An 18,933-nucleotide genomic window follows, 5' to 3' on the forward strand; every position below is an offset into this window, starting at 1 on the left:
TTATGCCTTTACTACTTTTGCTTTATTAAATCTATATGTATTAAATAAAGCATTTGAAGAACTATTTTTCATAAATGTTGAAATATAAGGAATATTTCCCTCTATTTGAATATCAATATAAGCTGATAAAATCAACTCTTGATTATTTGCTATGACTTTTACCTTATCACCTTCATTTAACTCCAATTTTTCAAATAAAAATTTTGAGAAAAAGATACCATCCTGAAGTTTATCTTTAAACTCATGGGCAATTGCTGTAAATTCATTAAATTGATTTATTGGATTTGCTCTATAAATAATAAGTTCATTATCTTGTAATGTTATTCTTTCATCAATTATTGGTTTAAAATCATCTTGAATTGAAACCTCAAATGATTCTAAATCATAACCTCTATATTCAACTTGATCATTACCAAATTTGTTTGGTAAATCATCGAATTGTTCTGATTTATAACCTTTTTGAATTGGAAGTTTTACTGTATACTCAATTGTATATTCAACATCTGTTCCTAAAACTTCATTTGCAACTTCATTTAATGTATATCCTTTAAATTCTAAAGCTGCATTTGTTGGAATTACTTTTTTATCAATATTGGTAAAAGTTCCCTCTTGTTGGTTAAGAGCTGGAATATCTAAATTAGCATCACCTAAAGCAGATAGTTCAAAATCTGCTTTCATGTTATAACCAACACTAAATCCTTCAACTTCTTTTGATAAAGTACAGATTTGTGCAACTCCTAAAGTGTTAGTTTGTGTTGGAATAATAACCACATCAAAAGCTGTGCATCTATCTATTAAACCACAAAGTTTTGCTAAATTTACACTATTTGGATGAGTTATTAAATCTTCTGCAACAATTAAAGAAAATTTATCTTTTTTAGCTAACATATCTTCTAATAAATCAAGGAATTTTTCATCTTTTCCAAAAAGTTCCACTAAAGTTGAATATTCAAATTCTACTTCTTTTGAAACTTTATTTGTTACAACTTTTTTAACCTCTTTTTCTTCACCTGTTTCTTCATCTTTTACAATTTCAACAACAGTTTCTTTAACCTCTTCAACAACAGTTTTTGTTTTTGTTTGTTTAAATGAATCGATATACTCTTGAACCTGTGATGGTAACTCTTTTCCAAATTTATATAAAATAAAATATAAAATAGCCTCTTCAGCTAATGGTGCATGATAAATAAACTCTGTTGTTTTACCTTTTTTACCAATTTTTTCCATAATTGGATCAGCTACTGGGTGAAAATATAATCCAGCACCTTTGTTCATAATAACAGAGTTATTAAACGCATATCTAGCATTTGGTAAATCAGATTTTAAGTATCCACCAACTGAAATTACAAAATTTGAACTATGAACATCAGCAAGAGTAGAACTATAAAGTGATTTTCCAGAAGTTTTAGAGTAATTATTTAAAAACTCTTGATATCTTCTTGCATCTTCATTTACAAGTTTTGCACCAGTTTTTGAAGCAATTTCTTGTAAAATTAAAGCCTCTTCATTTGTAATATAAGAGTTAAATTTAATATTTTTTGCATTTTTAAATGCCTCAACAGCTTTTTTAAATGCAACTTTGTCTTTTGATGAAACTTTGTTTTCAAAATCATAAGCAAATCTTCCAGCACCATTTACAGTTGAATAATGAGGTTCACTATTTACTCTATAAATCTTTTTTGTTGCATGATTATCTATTGATTCATGTTTTATATCATAATATAAAAAGGCACAATCACTTGAATGAGGATTTGCTGCTGGTATTTTTTTAAGTTCCCAAGCATTTGAAGTATATTGGAAATCATGGCTTACTAATGCTCCAACTGGACAGGCACTAATACACTCTCCACAATTTGTACATGCATCAGCATCATAACCAATAAGTGATTTATTTAACTTATTCCACATAGCATAAGCATCTTTTGGCATCTCTGATTTAAATGTAGCATCAATTGCATCACTTGGTCTCTTTACTGTACTTAATGCATTTGAACCAACCATATCTTGACAAACTGTAACACATCTTTCACAAACTATACATAAAGCTGGGTCATAATTCATAACTCCCCAATGCTGAGTTGGTCGGTGTATATCTTTGATACTATAAGATTGAGAATCAACTTTCATATACAAAGAGTAGTTCTGTAGTTCACACTCTCCACTTTGGTCACAAACACCACATTGTAATGGATGGTTTACATCATAAACTTCCATAATTGCTCTTCTTTCAATTGCAATATTAGGAGTTGTAGTAGATATATCCATCCCTGCTTTTACTTTTGTATTACAGCCATATACTTGTTTTCCATCTGCTTCAACTAAACACAATCTACAGGCTAATGTAGGGGAACATCTAGTTAAATAACAAACTGCTGGAACAAAAACATCGTTTGCTCTAGCTACATTTAATATTGACTCACCATCTTTTGCTTCAATTGTTTTACCATCAATTGTAAGTGTAATCATATCACTCATACTTCTACCTTTTCAATTTTCACTTGCTTATATGAATAACCATTAAAAATATCTTTACTATTTTTTGTCTTTAAAATTGCTATAGTTCCATGTAAATTTTCATCTACTTTTAAAATTTTTTTAATTTTTTCATTTTTAAAGATTACAAAAACCTCATTATTATCAGCTACCTTTGCAATATTTGCAAAAGTTTGGCTAACAATTAACTCTTTACTATCTTGACCTATTAATTTATAAATCAATGTTCCATTAAATGATTTTAATTCTTCAAGCTCTTCTAAATCAAAATTTATACAACTATTTATTTTTTGCTCTAAATCTTCATTTAAAACAACCAAATTAAAATCTGAATATTTTTTTATTAATGCAACTATTTTGATGATATTTTCAACTCTTTGATGCTTTAAAATATCATCTCCAATAATTAAAGTTTTTATTTTTGAATTTGATGAACTTTCAAAAGCTTCTTCAAACTCCTCTTCACCTGCACTACTTTCAGCACTAATATAACCTAAATCTAAATCTTCTATAAATTCTTTAGTTTTTTCATCACAATTAGAACTAAAACTATTTAATAATAGAGCAACTATTCCCTCTTCACTTCCAACTTCGTATTTTATTAACTGCGAATAAAAAGATTTTAAATTAGAATTGTCAATTGGATGCATATAAACAAATTTTGCATCATTATTTTTCACTGCTTGTTCAATAGAATTTTTTAATTCTTCATTTTCTAAAAAAGTAGCAAATGATATTATAAAATCACTCTTTAAAATCTGTTCTACTTTATTCATCTTTTGCACTTTCTTCTGCTACAGGTCTTGGTTCTGGTTTTACTTTTTTTACTACCAATGTCCAATCAACCTCATTAAATTTAATCGAATTCATTAATGTATATCCAGCTTCATAAATCACATCTGCACTTTTTTGAATATTTGAAAAATCCCCTATTTCAAACATAATAATTGCAACCTCTTGGGGTGCTATTTGTTTATCTAATAATTCCAACATTCTTTCATAAAAATCATTTTTTAAGTGTCTTAAATCAAATCTTTTCATCTGTCAATCTCACCAAAAACTATATTAAGATTACCAATAATAGTAACCACGTCTGCCAATTGGCAACCAATTAAAAGCTCTTCTAAAATAGCTGTATGCTGGAAACTTGGTGTTCTTATTTTCATCCTGTAAGCATAAGGACTTCCATCACTTACTACAAAATATCCAAGTTCTCCTTTTGGTGATTCAGTAGCCACATAAACTTCACCAACAGGTGGTCTCATACCTTGTGTCACTAAAACAAAATGTTGCATTAAAGAGTAATTTTGAGTCATAACTTGCTCTTTAGGAGCTGAAATATAATTTGGTGCATGAGCCATAAGTTGAGAATCTGTATCTTTATACATAGAAAATAATTGTTTTAAAATTTTTGAAGATTCTCTCATTTCAGCAATACAAATTTTATATCTTCCATAAGAGTCATTTGTATATGAAACAGGAACATCAAAATCAAGTTCAGGATAAATTCCATAAGGCATCTCTTTTCTTAAATCCCATTTAATACCACTTCCTCTTAAAGCAATTCCAGAACATCCCCAATCTTTTGCCATAGAAGGAGTTATAACACCAACATTTTCAAGTCTCATTTTCCAAATTCTATTTTCTGTTAATAAACCTTCATAAGTCTTAAGTTCTTGTTCTAGTACATCTAAAAAACTAGCACAATCATCAATCCAATTACTTGGTAAATCCAAAGGTACTCCACCAATTCTAACTGCACTATGAGTAAGTCTAGCACCACAATAGTCTTCTATTAAGTCCATTGCATATTCTCTTTCCCTAAAACAGTATAAAAACATAGACATAGCTCCAACATCAAGTGCATGAGTTGCAAGCCAAAATAGATGAGAAGTAATTCTATTTAACTCTAAAAGCATTGTTCTGATAATCTCAGCTCGCCTTGGAGCTTCAATTCCTAATAGTTTTTCAATAGCTAAGGCATATCCATAATTATTTGAAGTTGCAGCTATATAATCCATTCTATCTGTTGTTGGCAAAAATTCATTATAAATCATATTTTCAGCCATTTTTTCCATACCTCTATGAAGGTATCCAATCATTGGTCTTGATTTTACAACTTCCTCACCTTGAAGCTCTAAAATAAGTCTCAATTGACCATGAGCAGATGGATGTTGAGGACCAAAGTTTACCATCATAGTATTATCTTCACGCTCAAAGTGAATATTTTCAAAAAAAGGTTTTAATCTATTTGGTTGTTGCATTTTCTACCTTCTTCTTTTTAAAACAACTGATTCTTCAGGTTTTAATTTTTTAACTAAAGTATTTCCATCTTTCTCTTCATAAGAAATAGGAGTTTCTGGCTCAAATTGAGAAATATCCATTCCAAATGGAACTTCATGTCCAAGTCTTGCAAATCTAGTTGTATCATATCTATCAATAGCAGCTGGATCTCTTTGTTCAGGTCCTATAATATCACGTGCTTCTTTTCCAAAAATTTTATCAACTTCATACCATGAAGCCGCCTCATCACCTTGAAGTGGATATGTTTTTTTAAGAGGATGGTCATACCAATCATCAGGCATAATAAGTCTTTTTAAATTTGGATGATTTACTATTTTTACACCTAACATATCATACATTTCTCGCTCAGACCAATTTGCTGATTTAAAAAATGGAGTTAATGATTCAATAGCTTTATCTTTTGGTAAAAAACATTTAACTCTTAATCTTTTGTGTTTTGTTAAAGATAAAAATTCATAAAAAATTTCATAACCACCTTTTGAAGCTAAATAATCAATTGCTGATAATTCAATCAACATATCATATTCTAATTTTTCCTTTAAAAGTTTTACACATGAAATTAAAAAATTTCTATCAATTACAACTACTAAATGCCCAAGTTCAATATATGCTTCTTTTACATTGATAGAATAATTAATCTCTTCAAAATCTTTAGCAAAAACTTCATCTTCACTAGGATTTAATCTTGGAACTGGAGGACTTACAAAAAATCTATCTGAAAAGTATGCTTGTTTTTGAACACTATCTTTTGGAGTATATTTTCTCATTATACTAACCTCTTCTTTTTATGAGCTCTAAAAATTGATTCTTTTCTAATTTTTTGTTGAAGTGTCATAAGAGCATATTGTAGTGTTTCAGGTCGTGGAGCACAACCAGGAAGATAAATATCAACAGGGATAATTCTATCTGCACCTTGAACTGTTGCATAAGTGTTAAACATTCCACCCGTGTTTGCACATGAGCCCATAGAAATTACCCATTTTGGATCAGGCATTTGATCATATAATCTTCTCATAAACTCAGCATGTTTTTTTGTTAATGTTCCAGCAATTATCAACACATCAGATTGTCTTGGACTTGCTCTAAAAATAGTTCCAAATCTATCAAAATCATATCTTGAAGCTCCAGTTGCCATCATCTCAATAGCACAACAGGCTAATCCATAAGTCATAGGCCATAAAGAATTAGACCTACCAAAATTTACTATTTTATCAATAGTTGTTAACTTAACAGCTGCTCCACTATCTTGTAGATAATTTATTTTATGCTGTGCCACTCAAGACCTCCTTTTTTCCATTCATAAAGAAAACCAATAGCTAAAATTAATAAGAAAAATAACATAGCTACAAATCCAAACCATCCAAGTATTTTAAAATTTATAGCCCATGGAAACATAAATATTATTTCTACGTCAAATAATATAAATAATAAAGCTGTTAAATAAAACTGTGCTGAGATTCTGTTAGGTTGTTTTGTAACTTCAGGTCCACACTCATAAAGTGTAGTTTTTAGTTTTTCTGTATCTAGTCTTGCAATCTTTCTACTTATATATCTTGAAAGCCATACCGTTGCACCAAATGCGGTAAACGTTACAATAAACATTACGAACGCACCAAAATAGGGATGGGCAAATTCCATGTGTGTCATTTAATTTATCCTTTGAAAGCTAAATATACTCTTTTACTTTATAAATAGTTTTAATAACTTAACATAACTATTTACAATAATTTATGAGAATAATATTCTAACCTTATATAAATGCGCTTTAAAATTAATGTTTTTCTAAGGATTAAGTGTAAACTGGTACAAAAAGAAACACTAAATATAATCATAAAGCTTTATGGCTATTTTACTATATTTTTTATTGTTTCTTAATTAGAGATAAAATTTATTAATTAATATTCTAGTTTAATAATTAGATTTTATTTAAAAAAATCCAACTTTTGTTTCTGAATCAAATTGACCTTTTTGCTCTTTTGTAATTTGCTCTTTAAAATTTTCTACTTTAAAAATAGGCTCATCACTAACTGCAATTTTATAAGCTGTGTTTTTAATAACTAATTCTATTTGACCACCTGTTAATTCGTATTTTGCTAATTCTTCAATATCAAAATTTTCTTCTAATGGCAAGTTTGCGGGAAGTAATTTTTTCCAAAGCTTAACTCTTTGGTCTTTATTTGGTTTAATAAATTCAATTTTATAATTAAATCTTCTTGAAAATGCCTTATCAAGATTTTCAAGTAAATTTGTTGTTGCAATCAATATTCCATCAAATCTCTCTATTTGTTCTAAAAAGATATTTTGCATCTGATTATGCATCTTATCACTACTACTCATTCCACCTAAAGCCCTTGAACTTAAAAACTGATCTGCTTCATTTAGTAACAATACAGGTTCTGATTTTGTTTGAGTTCGAAGTTCATAATATTTATCAAAAATATTTCTAACATTTTTTTCACTCTCACCAATGTACATAGATAAAATTTTTGAACAATCAAAACTTAATACATCTTTTTTAAGTGATTTTGCTAAAGCTAAAGCAGTCAAAGTTTTTCCTGTTCCAGCAACTCCATAAAAAATGATTTTTGCTTCAATTCCTCTTTTTTTATCTTTTATTCCCCATTGTTTTAGTCTATTTATTACATTTTTATCAACTTGTTTTAAAAGAGCATCTAATGTCTCTTTTGTTTTATCGTTTAAAATTACATCATCTAATGTTTTAGTTGTAGAAATTAACTCAAACATATCTTGTTCTTTTATTACTGTATCTAATTTTATTTTTCCAACACCTGCACTTTTTTTAGTTGGATGAGAAATCTTATATAAAACATCATCAGGAATATAAAAATTTCTATTGATTCCACCAAAAGGTGTTAAAACCTCATCATAATCAATGAGTGCTTTTGAAACTAATGTAGAGCTTTCCTCAAGTAAACTTCTATATTTGATTTTTTCATAATCATCACTTGAAATTAACTCTATTAAAGAATTCATATCTCTTAATGTTCCATCACCACCTGAATATTCCTCTTTTAACAAAGCCAAAAATAGAGTTTGTTCTTGTTCATTTAAACTATTTTCTTTAAAAAAATCTTCAAGCATTATAGAATTTGATGTTACTTTTATTCTCTCTTTAATTCTATTTTCTAATAAAATCAATTTTGATTTTAATCTATTAGAACTAGGACTATTTACATCAAAATTTTTTCTAACTACATTTAATTGTTGAGCTAAATCAATTCTGAAAAACTGGTCTTGTAAATATTCTAAATGATCACTATAATTTTTAATTTCAGGAAGAACAAAATCATTACTTCCATTTTCCAACATTTTTAAATAAGCACTAGAAAGAGAAACACTTGAATTTATAAGTTCAAGTTTTGAAACTTCACTAAGTTTTACTTGATCAAAAGATACTTGAACAAGCCAACCAAACTCTAAAAGAGATTTTATTAAATCGAGTTTTTCCAAATGTTTGTATGTTTTTAAATCATAAAATTCACCTAAAATATCAATAACACCTAAAGTATCTCTACCATTTACATACTCTTTTGACATAAATTGTAATATTTTTGCCTCTTCAACTGAACATTTTAATTGATTAAAAAAATTTGTTTTCTCTACATCTTGAGCTTTTATAAAATTAATTACTTCTTTCATTCTATTCTTTTAATCCTACTTATTTAATTTTTCTTCTAAATTTTTATTAAATGTACTAATATCTTCATTATGTTTAAATTCTAAAACATACTCATCATTAATTACTATTTTTAAATCTTTAATTTTTATATCTTTTATATCTTCGTATTTTGTGATTTTAGAATTTTTTTCCACATCTACAGTGAAACTATTGCTTATTTCTATTAAATTATCTTCACATAATGCTTTATACGAACCTTTTGAATAAGTATAGTTTAAACAATTAGATTTTTTTAAATAATCTTCAATTTTATCTAAGTTTGCATGATTATGTAAGTTTAAAGATATAACTACTAAGGCTATCAATAAAAAAAAACCAATAAAAATCATTTTTAATTCCTTTAAAAATAATATGATACATCAATATCTCTTAACTACATATGAATAAAAAAATTGCTAGAATGCAACAATTTATATGAAAATTTAAAAAGGACACTTATGTTTAGGCTTGTTAAAAATTCTACAAAGTTACTTCTACTATTTTTTTTGCTCAATGGTTGTTCTAATCATGAGGAAGCAATGAAAGTTTTACCAAATGAATTAGCAATTGCAGATGAGTGTAGAAATCTTAAAAAACAGTTTGAGATAGATTGTTATGATTTAATTGCTTATAAAAATAGTTTTGCTCAAATAAGACTAGGATTAACAGCACAATATAGAGGTAATTTTGAGGAAGCCTTCCAAAGATATAATTTAGCAAAACAAAAAGGAAATTTTTATGCAAATTCTTTATTAGCTAATTTATATATCAATGGTTTTGGTGTTGCTAAAAATGAAAAAACTGCAATAAATCTTCTTGAAGATACAAAATCTGTAGATCCAATTGCTGCATATAAACTTGCAAATTTTTATTTAATTGATAACAAAGTAAAAAATGCAATTGAACTTCTTACATACGCAGGTGAAAATGAAGTTAAAGATGCTCAATATCAACTACATCTTTTATACTCAAATGAACAATATATACCTGTTGATTTAGAAAAAAGTGAATATTGGGACTTAAAACACAAAGAAGATACACAATCTTTTACAAATAAAATATATGGAATATAAATGTATAAACAACTAATATTATCAATTGGAACAATTTTTTTATTCACAGCTTGTTCTTTAAAAATGCCTTCTTGGCCATCTTTTTTAAGTTTTGGAGATAACTATGAATCTATATTAGAAGAAGCTAATAGTTGTCAAGTTATTGAAGATGAAAATCAGAAATTAAGTTGTTATAAAAATATCGAAAAAACAAATAGTTTTGCTCAAATTAGATTGGGAACTTATTATGCTGATAAAAAAGTTTATAAACAGGCTATTAAATATTTAGAAATGGCAAAAGAGAATGATAATATCTATGCAAATTTACCTTTAGCGTTTTTATATTACAAAGGTGAAGGTGTTACTAAAGATGTAAATAAATCTTTTGAACTTTTAGAAGAATCAAGTACAAAAGACCCAACAGCTGCATATCAATTATCAAGATTTTATATTCAAGGAATAAACACAAAAGTTGATAATGAAAAAGGTGTAGAACTATTAGAGTTTGCTGCATCAAAAGGTGTTTTAAGTGCTATGGAAATGCTTATAAATATAAGTAAAAATGGATTATTTGAACAACCTAAAGATCAGAAAAAAGTAGATTATTGGCAAAAGAAAATCAAAGAAACTAAAGAGGATATAAATCATAAGATATATAGGTTATAAAAAACCTATATCTTATTTTTTATCTTCTAAACCTTTAAAAAATAGACTCATTGTATCACTTATAACATCTTTAGTATCATATTTTACTAACAAATAACTCTCAATAAATCCATCTGATAATTTTTTAAAAAGTATAGCTATATGTTTATAATTCATATTGCTATTTGGATATATCTTTTTAAACTGTCTAATTAAAAAATTGTATATTTCATCTACTATTTTATGATTCGAAATATCTAATTTATGAAAAAAATATGGATCAGTTATAATAGTAATATCCCTATTTTTATCAATCTGCATAAATATTTCATATTTACAGGAAAGATATAACTCCAAATTAGCATAAGCATTATTCGTTTCTTTTTCATTTAAGCTATTCATAAAATTCTGAAGTTTTAAAATCAAATACTCTAAATATAAATCATCTTTTGAATTAAAAAGATTATAAATTGTTCCGACAGAAGTTTCAAGTTCTTTTGCTAATTGAGAAATTTTAAAATTTTTATATCCATATTTATCAAAATACTCTGATGCTTGTTTTAAATATAAATCTCTTTTTATTCTATTTATCTCATTATTTATTTTACTTTTCATATTAATCCAAAAAAATTTTGTGATTATAATTGATTTATTATTAAAAGATTAAATGAATATAAATTCATTATTTTGAACTTAATTCAATATTAAGTAAGTTTGATTTAGAATCTACAAATTTTCCATTTTTTAGGAATATAATGAAAAATAATCTATTATCAGGTTTAACTGTTGGAATTATAGCTCTTCCTTTATCAATGGCTTTAGCAATTGCAACAGGAGTTCCTCCACAACTTGGACTTTACACAGCAATAATAGCTGGAATATTTGCAGCAATTTTTGGAAGTAGTAAAATAAATATTTCAGGTCCAACTGCGGCTTTTGTTGTAATCTTAATTCCTATTGTTCAAGAATTTGGAGTAACAGGATTGTTACTTTGTGGTTTACTTTCAGGAATTATATTAATATTTATTGGTGCTTTAAAACTTGGAACATTAATAGAATTAATTCCCTACCCCGTAACTGTTGGTTTTACTTCTGGAATTGCTGTGGTAATAGCAACTTTTCAAATAAAAGATTTTTTTGGTTTAAGTATTGAAGATTTTAATGGTAGCTATCTTGATAAAATTTATTTAATATTTACTTCATTTCATACTATTAATTTTAGTGAATTTTCAATAGGTTTATTAACTCTATTCTTACTAATATTATGGCAAAAAACAAAAAGTAAAATTCCATCTGCACTTATTGCTTTAACTATCACAACTATTGTCGTTGCTTTTTTAAATATTTATGTTCCAACAGCAAATATTTCAACTATTGCCTCAACTTTTAGTTATCAAATAGGAGATTTACAAGGAAATGGAATTCCTCCTATTCCTTTACAATTTTCACTTCCTTGGGCTCATTTAGAACTTCAAGAGATTAATTTAGAGCTAATTTACAGACTTCTCCCACACGCTATTGCTATTGCAATTTTAGGAGCTTTAGAATCTTTATTATGCGCTGTTATTAGTGATGGAATGACAGGAAATAAAACAAATCCAAATAAAGAGTTAATAGGTCAAGGAATAACTAATATAATCGTTCCATTTTTTGGAGGAATTCCAGCAACTGCTGCAATTGCAAGAACTGTTGTAAATATAAAATCAGGAGCAACTTCAAAACTCTCTTCTATTATTCATGCTTTATTTGTTTTAGTTTCGATTACATTTTTATCAACTTATCTTTCATACTTACCAATGGCTTCATTATCAGCTTTATTATTAGTTGTAGCGTGGAATATGTCTGAAGTTAAACACTTTAGAAATATCATTCAAGTAGCACCAAAAGACGATGTTTATGTATTATTAACTTGTTTTTCTCTAACTGTTTTATTTGATATGCAAATTGCTGTTGCTGTTGGAATTGGACTTGCTTCAATTTTATTTATTAAAAGAACTATTGATTTATACTCTATAGAACTAATCAATACAAAAAATCTAACTGCTCATCCTGATATTCCTCAAAATATCTCTATTTATGACATAAATGGTCCTATGTTTTTTGGTGCTGCTCAAAATGCGTTAAAAACTCTTTTAAATACAAACGAAGATACAAATACTGTTATTTTAAATATGCAAAATGTTTCTATGATTGATATGACAGCAATTGTAGCTTTAAAATCAATCGTTGAAAATTTTGAGAGTAAAGAGAAAAAACTTATATTTTGTGGCTTAAATGAAAGAATTATAAAAAAACTTGAAAAGGCAAATTTTAATCTAAATAAAGAAAATCTAAACTCTTTTAAAAGTTTAGAAGAATCAATTTTTTATGCAAAAAAACTTTAGTGAAAAATCTTAATTTTTCACTAAATCATATAAAGCTTTTATCTCTTGCTCCCAAATCTCTTCATTGATAGTTTCTAAAACAAGTGGAATATCATCCATTCTTTCATCATTCATAATAAAAGAAAAAGCATCCCAACCAATTTTTCCAAGACCTAAAGAATCATGTCTATCAACCCTACTTCCTAAGTCAGGCTTTGAATCATTTATATGCATTCCCATTAGATATTCTCTTCCAACAATTGAATCAAACTCATTCCAAGTTTTATCATAAGCTTCCCTTGTTCTTATGTCATAACCAGCTGTGAACATATGACAGGTATCGATACAAACACCAACTCTACTTTTATCTTCTATTTTATCAATTATATAAGCTAAGTGTTCAAACTTATATCCAAGATTACTTCCTTGACCTGCTGTGTTTTCAATCACTAGTTTTACATCTTTTGTAGCATCTATCGCTCTATTCATAGATTCTGCAATATTATTTAAACACTCTTCTTCAGAAATTTTTCTAAGATGGCTTCCTGGATGAAAATTCAATCTATCAAGTTTTAATATTTCACATCTTTTTAATTCATGAATAAAACTATCTAAAGATTTTTGTCTTGCTTCAATTTCTGGATGACCAAGATTTATTAAATAACTATCATGTGGTAAGATATGTTTTGTTTGAATCCCACTTTTTTCTAACTCTGTAAACCATTTATCAATCGTTTTTGTATCTAACTCTTTTGCTGTCCATTGTCTTTGATTCTTAGTAAAAAGTGCAAATGCCTTAGCACCTATTTGCATTGCATTTATTGGTGCATTATAAACACCTCCACTTGCACTTACATGAGCTCCTACATATTTCATTTTTAATTCCTATTTTTTTATTTTTAAACTATATTTTTTGATGAATATTTATTCATAAGTTTTTATAATTTTATTTAAAAGTAACATTTATAAACATCAACAAATAAATTTCTTAACTTTTTTAGATTTTTATATTATCCTAAAATGGCTAAGTATAGAATTACTAATAATTTACTATATACTTCAAAAAAGTATATAGTTTTAAATATTCCAGAAGAATTTAGGCTACAATGCCATAAAATAGGAATAAAAATCTAAGTTAAATCTAAATATTGTTAAAGGGTGAGTCTTTATGGAGAGAATTGTTATTATTGGTGGTGGATATGCTGGAATTTACGCATTAAGAGAGTTAGTTAAAAATAAAAATATAAAAATTACGTTAATAGATAAACATACTTATCACAATCTACAACCCGAAGTTTATGATTTAATTGCAAATAAATCAAACTTTGCAGATGTAACTATAGATTTAACTACATTATGTAGAGGTTTTAACCACAATCATTTAGAATTTAAAAACTTAAAAGTACGAAAAATTGACCAACATGCAAAAAAGATTTTTACAGAAGAGCAAGAAATAGTTGAATATGATTATTTAATCATGGCAGCAGGAACTAGAACATTCTTCCCTTCTAGTATTCCAGGATTAAATAATGCAGATGATATCAAAAAACTTCATAGAGCAATTACTTTTAAACAAAGTTTTGAAAGACAACTTTTTGAAAAAATAAAAAATGAAGCTAAACAGTGTGCTGATACGCATATTGTTGTAGTTGGAGCGGGTCTTTCTGGAGTTGAAATAGCTGCAGAAATGGCATATTATGCAAACAAATTCTTTCAAAGAGGAAATTTCTCTTGTGATAATCTAAAAATCTCTTTAATTAGTAGCTCTTCTTCTATTCTTCCTGGTTTAAAGCAAGATTTAATCAATATTTCTCAACAAAGATTAAAATCTTTAGGCATCAACATAATCACAAACACAAAACTTCAAAAAGTTGAAGATGGTTACTGTTATTTATCAAATGGGACAAAAATAAACCACTCTTTCGTAGTATTTACAGGAGGAGTTGAATCTTCTACAATAACAGCAGAACTTGATGATGTAGCAAAAAATAATAGAGGTCAAATTATAGTAAATGAATTCATGCAAACAGATAGATATGAAAATATTTTTGCAGTTGGAGATATAGCAGAAATTAGAAATCTAAAAGGTGAAATTATGCCTCCAAATGTAACTATTGCAAGAATTAGTGGAACAAATGCAGGAAAAAATGTATTAAATATGATTGCTCAACGTCCTTTAGAAAAATGTAATCCAAAACTTGATGGAATTTTAATAGCCCTTGGAGGAGAATATGCAGCAGGAGATATTTATGGAATTCTTACAGTAAAAGGAAGATTAGCTTACGAAATTAAAAAATATGTTTTCCATTCATATAGAAAACCTTTAATTAAATTGATAAAAAAAGGTTATGCAAAACTAAAAAGATTTTAAAATTATCTATTAATTATACTTTTTATTACAGAAAATTAAAAATATTAGTGTTAAAATGGTTACCTTATTTAAAAATAAAGAGTTTTAATGCATAAAAATAGATTTACTAGAATTGGTTTTATTCTAGCAGCAGCAGGAAGTGCTGTTGGTCTTGGAAATATATGGAAATTCCCATATATTGCGGGTGAAAATGGTGGTGGCGTTTTTGTACTTGTTTACCTAGCTACAGTATTTTTTATAGGAATGTCTATATTTATAGCAGAAGTTTTAATAGGAAGTAATTCAAATAAAGATGCAGTAACTGCTTTTGAAACCCTAGCTCCTAAAGAAAAAAAATATTGGAAATATGGTGGTTTCTCCTTTTTAACAGGTCTTCTAATTCTAACTTTTTATTCAGTTGTTATTGGATGGATTTTTCACTACATTGTTTTATCTATCTCATCACTACCTGCAAATTTTAAAGAATCTGAAGAGGTTTTTTCAAATTTCGTAAAAAATGATATTTTAAATCAATTTATCTACTATACTTTAACTTTTATAATTATTGCTTATACAATTTCAAAAGGTGTAAAAAAAGGAATTGAAAAGTTAAATAACATATTAATGCCATCTTTAATAGGTATTTTAATTTTCTTACTTATTTACTCTATTCAACTTGATGGATTTTATAAAGCAGTTGAATTTATGTTTTACCCAAATTTTGCAAAATTTAATACAAATTCAATTATTGTTGCTGTGGGACATGCCTTTTTTACTCTTTCTATTGGAATGGCAACAATTTTGACATACTCTGCTTCTTTAGACAAAAATGTAAATATTGTAAAAGCATCAACTTATATTGTAATTATGGATACATTAATTGCCCTTGTTGCTGGACTTATTATATTTTCTATTACATTTACAGCTGCTCAAGAACCAAGTAAGGGAGCTGGATTAGTATTTATCACTCTTCCTGCAATTTTTTATGAAATGGGAACAATTGGTATATTTTTAGCACTTTTATTTTTTATAGCACTTGCTTTTGCTGCTATTACTTCAGCTGTTTCTATATTAGAACCAACTGTTATGTATTTAGTTGAAAGAAAAAATATTTCAAGAAAAAAAGCAACTTATAGTATTGCATTTTTTGCTTATTTAGTTGGAATTTTTGTATTACTTTCAAATACTGGCGCATATTCACAAACTTTAACATTTGGAAGTAAAAATCTTTTTGACTGGTTTGATTTTATAAGTTCAGCTATTCTAATGCCTATTGGTGGAATCTTAATTGCTATATTTGTAGGATATATTTTAGATAAAGAAGTATCAAAAAAAGCAATTGTTCCATATACAGGAGAAAATTTCTATAAAATTTGGTTATTTACAATCAAATATGTAGCTCCTATTTCAATAATTGCTATTATGCTAAAAGAGATAGGTATTATTTAATTATAAGAGATTAAAATCAATCTCTTATAATTTTTATTAAAATATCATTTTGTTTATCTCTGTGAATAACCTCTTTTTGTTCTTTTTCAAATAACTCTTTTAAAAAATTATCAGGATAAGAAGATGAAAGATTCTCTTTATTAAAAGTTTTTAAGTCTTGACATTTAAATGTTGTTCTACAAATCCTATCATTGTATATTTTCATATCAAGAATAGCTGTTCCTGCAGAAAAAATCTGAACTTGTGTAAACTCTTTATACTTATAAATAAAACCTTTATCATAAAACTTCATTTGTGGAGTTTTTATCAATATAGTTGCACTTGAAGAGTTTAATTGCGGTTGTGTTGTATTAAAACAACCTGTAAAAATAAATAGTGAAAATATCACTAAAACTAAATTTTTTATACCTAATCCTTTGTTTTGTAAAGTTTTAATATAATTATATCAAATTATATAATTAAAGGTTTTATATTGTTAGTTCATATTTGTTGTGCAGTTGATAGTCACTATTTTTTAGAAAAAATACAAGAAGAATTTCCCGATGAAAAATTAGTTGGTTACTTTTATGACCCTAATATTCATCCATATAGTGAATATAGACTTAGATATTTAGATGTAGAATACTCGTGTAAAAAATTAGGAATTCCATTACTTGAAGGTCCTTATAACCTTGAAGAGTGGCTAAAAAAAGTAAAAGGTATGGAGCATTTACCTGAAAAAGGAGATAGATGTACTGTTTGTTATGATGATAGACTTGATGTATCAGTTCAAAAAGCACAAGAATTAGGTCATGATAAATTTACAACTTCTTTATTAATTTCTCCAAAAAAATCTCAAGAAAAACTTGAAATTATTGGTGAAAAACTTACAAAACAAACAGGTGTTGAGTTTATTTTTAGAGATTATAGAAGTGGAAATGGTGGAGTAATTCAAGGTGAAAAAGTAAAAGAAAATTCTTTATATAGACAAAATTATTGTGGTTGTTTATTTGGATTATCTGCTCAAAGAGAGATTCAAAAAAAGATAATGGATGAAATGTTTAATCCTATTTCAAATCAAATACTTCCTGAATCAATAGAAGAAAGACTTGAACTTTATCAAAAAAGAAATGATTATGAAGATTTACAAAAAAAATACAAAATCATTAAACAAAGATTTTTGAATTATCGGCTATTAAGTGGAAAAGTTAAAATTGCAAAAAAAATTGTCCCTTCATATATCATGTGTTATTCAACTATAAACAGAAATAATACAAATGGAAGAATCGAATACTCAAAAGATGGAATAAATTATCTTAATCGTGATGAAGTAAAAATCATAGATCTAACAACTTTCAATTTATTTGCAAACAGTTCATATAAAAATGTAAAAGAACTTATGTATAACTCTTTAGATTTTTATAAAGAGTTAGAGATTCGAAATATGATTTTAAAAAATCCTTATGATTTAAGTGCATTAATAATAATAGATGAAATTATTGATGAAAAATATGAAATAGAAATAAACTCTATTACTTATGAAGATACAAAAGAAGAATTAATATGAAATTACTTGTATGTGCTATGGAAGCCTCATCAAATATCCATTTAAAAGAGTTGAAAAAACACTTACCAAATAGTGTAGAATTATATGGAGTTTTTGATAAAGAGTTAGGTAATCCTCTTTATGATTTAACTTCCTTAGCTATTATGGGAATAGTTGATGCTTTGAAAAAAATCAGGTTCTTTTTTAAACTTCGGGATGAATTAGTGCAATTAGCAAAAGATTGTGACAAAGTACTATTAATGGATAGTTCTGGTTTTAATCTTCCATTAGCGAAAAAATTACGAGAAACCTATCCAAATAAAGAAATTATTTACTATATTTTACCTCAAGCTTGGGCATGGAAAAAAGGAAGGGTTAAGAAACTTGAAGCATATTGTTCAAAACTTTGCTCAATTATTCCTTTTGAAAGTGAAATGTATAGTGATAAAAATAAGATTTCTTATGTGGGACATCCCTTATTAGATGAAATAACTGTTTTCAAAGATGAGATAAAACAGACTAATAAAATAGCTTTTATGCCAGGAAGCAGAAAAACAGAAATTACAAATTTAATGCCAATTTTTAAAGAATTAATCAAAAAAATTCCAAATAAAGAATATATTCTCATAATTCCAGCAAAATTTGATAATGAATATATAAACAAAATTTATGGAGATATTTCTGATTTTACTATTTCAAGAAATGCTCATAAAAGTTTAACTGAAGCTGAATATGCTTTTGTTTGTTCTGGAACAGCAACTCTTGAAGCAGCACTAATTGGAACTCCTTTTACTCTATCTTATATAGCTAAAAAAATAGATTTTTTTATTGGAAATCTATTTGTAAAATTAAATTATGTGGGTTTAGCAAACATATTTTTTGAAAAAATGGGAAGGGAATCTCTTCATAGTGAATTTTTACAAGAAAATGTTACTGTTGAAAATCTTTTCAATGATTATATAAACTTAGATAAAAAATTATTTTTTGAAAATTCGAAAATTTTGAGAGACTATCTACAAAATGGAAGTTCACAAAATGTAGCACAGATTATAATAAACTAATTTTTTTTTAGA

General features: G+C 26.9%; 19 protein-coding genes. 7 read left to right on the top strand and 12 right to left on the bottom strand.

Translation table 11 applies throughout. From position 1 onward, the window contains the following. From AAQM_RS12030 to AAQM_RS12070, 9 genes are all read right to left on the bottom strand, one after another. Nucleotides 1-2,475 (bottom strand): NADH-quinone oxidoreductase subunit G, encoded by a 2,475-nt coding sequence (locus tag AAQM_RS12030; RefSeq protein WP_129095168.1) that lies wholly within the window; start codon nt 2,473-2,475, stop codon nt 1-3. Next, nucleotides 2,472-3,269, bottom strand: coding sequence for a hypothetical protein (locus tag AAQM_RS12035; protein WP_129095169.1), 798 nt, complete (start codon nt 3,267-3,269; stop codon nt 2,472-2,474). Before AAQM_RS12035 ends, AAQM_RS12030 begins: the two co-directional genes overlap by 4 nt. Beyond that, nucleotides 3,262-3,534, bottom strand: a complete 273-nt coding sequence (locus AAQM_RS12040) for an NADH-ubiquinone oxidoreductase subunit E family protein (protein WP_129095170.1) — start codon at nt 3,532-3,534, stop codon at nt 3,262-3,264. Before AAQM_RS12040 ends, AAQM_RS12035 begins: the two co-directional genes overlap by 8 nt. Continuing rightward, nucleotides 3,531-4,757: an NADH dehydrogenase (quinone) subunit D gene (gene nuoD / locus AAQM_RS12045; protein ID WP_129095171.1), complete on the bottom strand. Its 1,227-nt coding sequence runs from the start codon at nt 4,755-4,757 to the stop codon at nt 3,531-3,533. The genes AAQM_RS12040 and nuoD overlap by 4 nt, the downstream gene beginning before the upstream one ends. 3 nt (nt 4,758-4,760) lie before the next feature. Continuing rightward, nucleotides 4,761-5,564 carry an NADH-quinone oxidoreductase subunit C gene (locus tag AAQM_RS12050; RefSeq protein ID WP_129095172.1) on the bottom strand — a complete coding sequence of 268 codons (804 nt, stop codon included), beginning with the start codon at nt 5,562-5,564 and terminating at the stop codon, nt 4,761-4,763. After that, nucleotides 5,564-6,073, bottom strand: coding sequence for a NuoB/complex I 20 kDa subunit family protein (locus AAQM_RS12055; RefSeq protein WP_129012320.1), 510 nt, complete (start codon nt 6,071-6,073; stop codon nt 5,564-5,566). Before AAQM_RS12055 ends, AAQM_RS12050 begins: the two co-directional genes overlap by 1 nt. Continuing rightward, on the bottom strand, nt 6,055-6,444 hold the full coding sequence (locus AAQM_RS12060; protein WP_129012319.1) for an NAD(P)H-quinone oxidoreductase subunit 3: 390 nt from the start codon (nt 6,442-6,444) through the stop codon (nt 6,055-6,057). Before AAQM_RS12060 ends, AAQM_RS12055 begins: the two co-directional genes overlap by 19 nt. Nucleotides 6,445-6,723: 279 nt before the next feature. After that, nucleotides 6,724-8,457: an ATP-binding protein gene (locus AAQM_RS12065; protein ID WP_129095173.1), complete on the bottom strand. Its 1,734-nt coding sequence runs from the start codon at nt 8,455-8,457 to the stop codon at nt 6,724-6,726. 15 nt (nt 8,458-8,472) lie between these two features. Further along, nucleotides 8,473-8,826 carry a hypothetical protein gene (locus tag AAQM_RS12070; protein ID WP_129095174.1) on the bottom strand — a complete coding sequence of 118 codons (354 nt, stop codon included), beginning with the start codon at nt 8,824-8,826 and terminating at the stop codon, nt 8,473-8,475. A gap of 108 nt (nt 8,827-8,934) precedes the next feature. On the opposite strand from AAQM_RS12070, the gene AAQM_RS12075 reads away from it, so the two are divergent. Then, entirely contained in the window at nt 8,935-9,549 is a 615-nt protein-coding gene (locus tag AAQM_RS12075) for a tetratricopeptide repeat protein (RefSeq protein ID WP_129095175.1), read from the top strand. Further along, nucleotides 9,550-10,194, top strand: a complete 645-nt coding sequence (locus AAQM_RS12080) for a tetratricopeptide repeat protein (RefSeq protein ID WP_129095176.1) — start codon at nt 9,550-9,552, stop codon at nt 10,192-10,194. 12 nt (nt 10,195-10,206) lie between these two features. On the opposite strand, the gene AAQM_RS12085 is transcribed toward AAQM_RS12080, so the two are convergent. Beyond that, nucleotides 10,207-10,788: a TetR/AcrR family transcriptional regulator gene (locus tag AAQM_RS12085; RefSeq protein WP_129095177.1), complete on the bottom strand. Its 582-nt coding sequence runs from the start codon at nt 10,786-10,788 to the stop codon at nt 10,207-10,209. Nucleotides 10,789-10,928: 140 nt separating this feature from the next. On the opposite strand from AAQM_RS12085, the gene dauA reads away from it, so the two are divergent. Further along, a complete protein-coding gene (dauA, locus tag AAQM_RS12090) occupies nt 10,929-12,557 on the top strand; it encodes a C4-dicarboxylic acid transporter DauA (RefSeq protein WP_129095178.1) in 1,629 nt (542 codons plus the stop codon). A 9-nt stretch (nt 12,558-12,566) separates the two neighbouring features. Here dauA and nfo read toward each other — a convergent pair whose 3' ends face one another. Next, nucleotides 12,567-13,412 carry a deoxyribonuclease IV gene (nfo, locus tag AAQM_RS12095; RefSeq protein WP_129095179.1) on the bottom strand — a complete coding sequence of 282 codons (846 nt, stop codon included), beginning with the start codon at nt 13,410-13,412 and terminating at the stop codon, nt 12,567-12,569. A 292-nt stretch (nt 13,413-13,704) separates the two neighbouring features. Between nfo and AAQM_RS12100 the strand changes: the two genes are divergently transcribed. Continuing rightward, the gene (locus AAQM_RS12100) at nt 13,705-14,907 is read left to right on the top strand and encodes an NAD(P)/FAD-dependent oxidoreductase (RefSeq protein WP_129095180.1); all 1,203 of its coding nucleotides are present in this window, start codon (nt 13,705-13,707) and stop codon (nt 14,905-14,907) included. Between the two features lie 87 nt (nt 14,908-14,994). After that, nucleotides 14,995-16,335, top strand: coding sequence for a sodium-dependent transporter (locus AAQM_RS12105; protein WP_129095181.1), 1,341 nt, complete (start codon nt 14,995-14,997; stop codon nt 16,333-16,335). Between the two features lie 16 nt (nt 16,336-16,351). Here the strand turns inward: AAQM_RS12105 and AAQM_RS12110 are convergent, their stop codons facing one another. Then, entirely contained in the window at nt 16,352-16,723 is a 372-nt protein-coding gene (locus AAQM_RS12110; protein WP_228254520.1) for a hypothetical protein, read from the bottom strand. Nucleotides 16,724-16,807: 84 nt separating this feature from the next. Here AAQM_RS12110 and AAQM_RS12115 point away from each other — a divergent pair, with 84 nt between their 5' ends. Together AAQM_RS12115 and lpxB are read left to right on the top strand one after the other, a co-directional pair. Beyond that, the gene (locus AAQM_RS12115; RefSeq protein ID WP_129095182.1) at nt 16,808-17,881 is read left to right on the top strand and encodes an epoxyqueuosine reductase QueH; all 1,074 of its coding nucleotides are present in this window, start codon (nt 16,808-16,810) and stop codon (nt 17,879-17,881) included. After that, entirely contained in the window at nt 17,878-18,921 is a 1,044-nt protein-coding gene (gene lpxB / locus AAQM_RS12120) for a lipid-A-disaccharide synthase (protein WP_129095183.1), read from the top strand. Before AAQM_RS12115 ends, lpxB begins: the two co-directional genes overlap by 4 nt. Nucleotides 18,922-18,933: the final 12 nt, after the last annotated feature.

The sequence above is a fragment of the Arcobacter aquimarinus genome, from assembly GCF_013177635.1.
In the GTDB taxonomy this organism is placed as follows: Bacteria; Campylobacterota; Campylobacteria; order Campylobacterales; family Arcobacteraceae; genus Aliarcobacter; species Aliarcobacter aquimarinus.

Bases quoted from the DNA above. Each gene is read 5' to 3' on its own strand.
- AAQM_RS12085 (WP_129095177.1), bottom strand. From the start codon at position 10,788: ATGAAAAGTAAAATAAATAATGAGATAAATAGAATAAAAAGAGATTTA.
- AAQM_RS12050 (WP_129095172.1), bottom strand. From the start codon at position 5,564: ATGAGAAAATATACTCCAAAAGATAGTGTTCAAAAACAAGCATACTTT.
- lpxB (WP_129095183.1), top strand. From the start codon at position 17,878: ATGAAATTACTTGTATGTGCTATGGAAGCCTCATCAAATATCCATTTA.
- AAQM_RS12060 (WP_129012319.1), bottom strand. From the start codon at position 6,444: ATGACACACATGGAATTTGCCCATCCCTATTTTGGTGCGTTCGTAATG.
- nuoD (WP_129095171.1), bottom strand. From the start codon at position 4,757: ATGCAACAACCAAATAGATTAAAACCTTTTTTTGAAAATATTCACTTT.
- dauA (WP_129095178.1), top strand. From the start codon at position 10,929: ATGAAAAATAATCTATTATCAGGTTTAACTGTTGGAATTATAGCTCTT.
- AAQM_RS12065 (WP_129095173.1), bottom strand. From the start codon at position 8,457: ATGAAAGAAGTAATTAATTTTATAAAAGCTCAAGATGTAGAGAAAACA.
- AAQM_RS12030 (WP_129095168.1), bottom strand. From the start codon at position 2,475: ATGAGTGATATGATTACACTTACAATTGATGGTAAAACAATTGAAGCA.
- AAQM_RS12105 (WP_129095181.1), top strand. From the start codon at position 14,995: ATGCATAAAAATAGATTTACTAGAATTGGTTTTATTCTAGCAGCAGCA.
- nfo (WP_129095179.1), bottom strand. From the start codon at position 13,412: ATGAAATATGTAGGAGCTCATGTAAGTGCAAGTGGAGGTGTTTATAAT.
- AAQM_RS12075 (WP_129095175.1), top strand. From the start codon at position 8,935: ATGTTTAGGCTTGTTAAAAATTCTACAAAGTTACTTCTACTATTTTTT.
- AAQM_RS12080 (WP_129095176.1), top strand. From the start codon at position 9,550: ATGTATAAACAACTAATATTATCAATTGGAACAATTTTTTTATTCACA.
- AAQM_RS12070 (WP_129095174.1), bottom strand. From the start codon at position 8,826: ATGATTTTTATTGGTTTTTTTTTATTGATAGCCTTAGTAGTTATATCT.
- AAQM_RS12035 (WP_129095169.1), bottom strand. From the start codon at position 3,269: ATGAATAAAGTAGAACAGATTTTAAAGAGTGATTTTATAATATCATTT.
- AAQM_RS12040 (WP_129095170.1), bottom strand. From the start codon at position 3,534: ATGAAAAGATTTGATTTAAGACACTTAAAAAATGATTTTTATGAAAGA.
- AAQM_RS12100 (WP_129095180.1), top strand. From the start codon at position 13,705: ATGGAGAGAATTGTTATTATTGGTGGTGGATATGCTGGAATTTACGCA.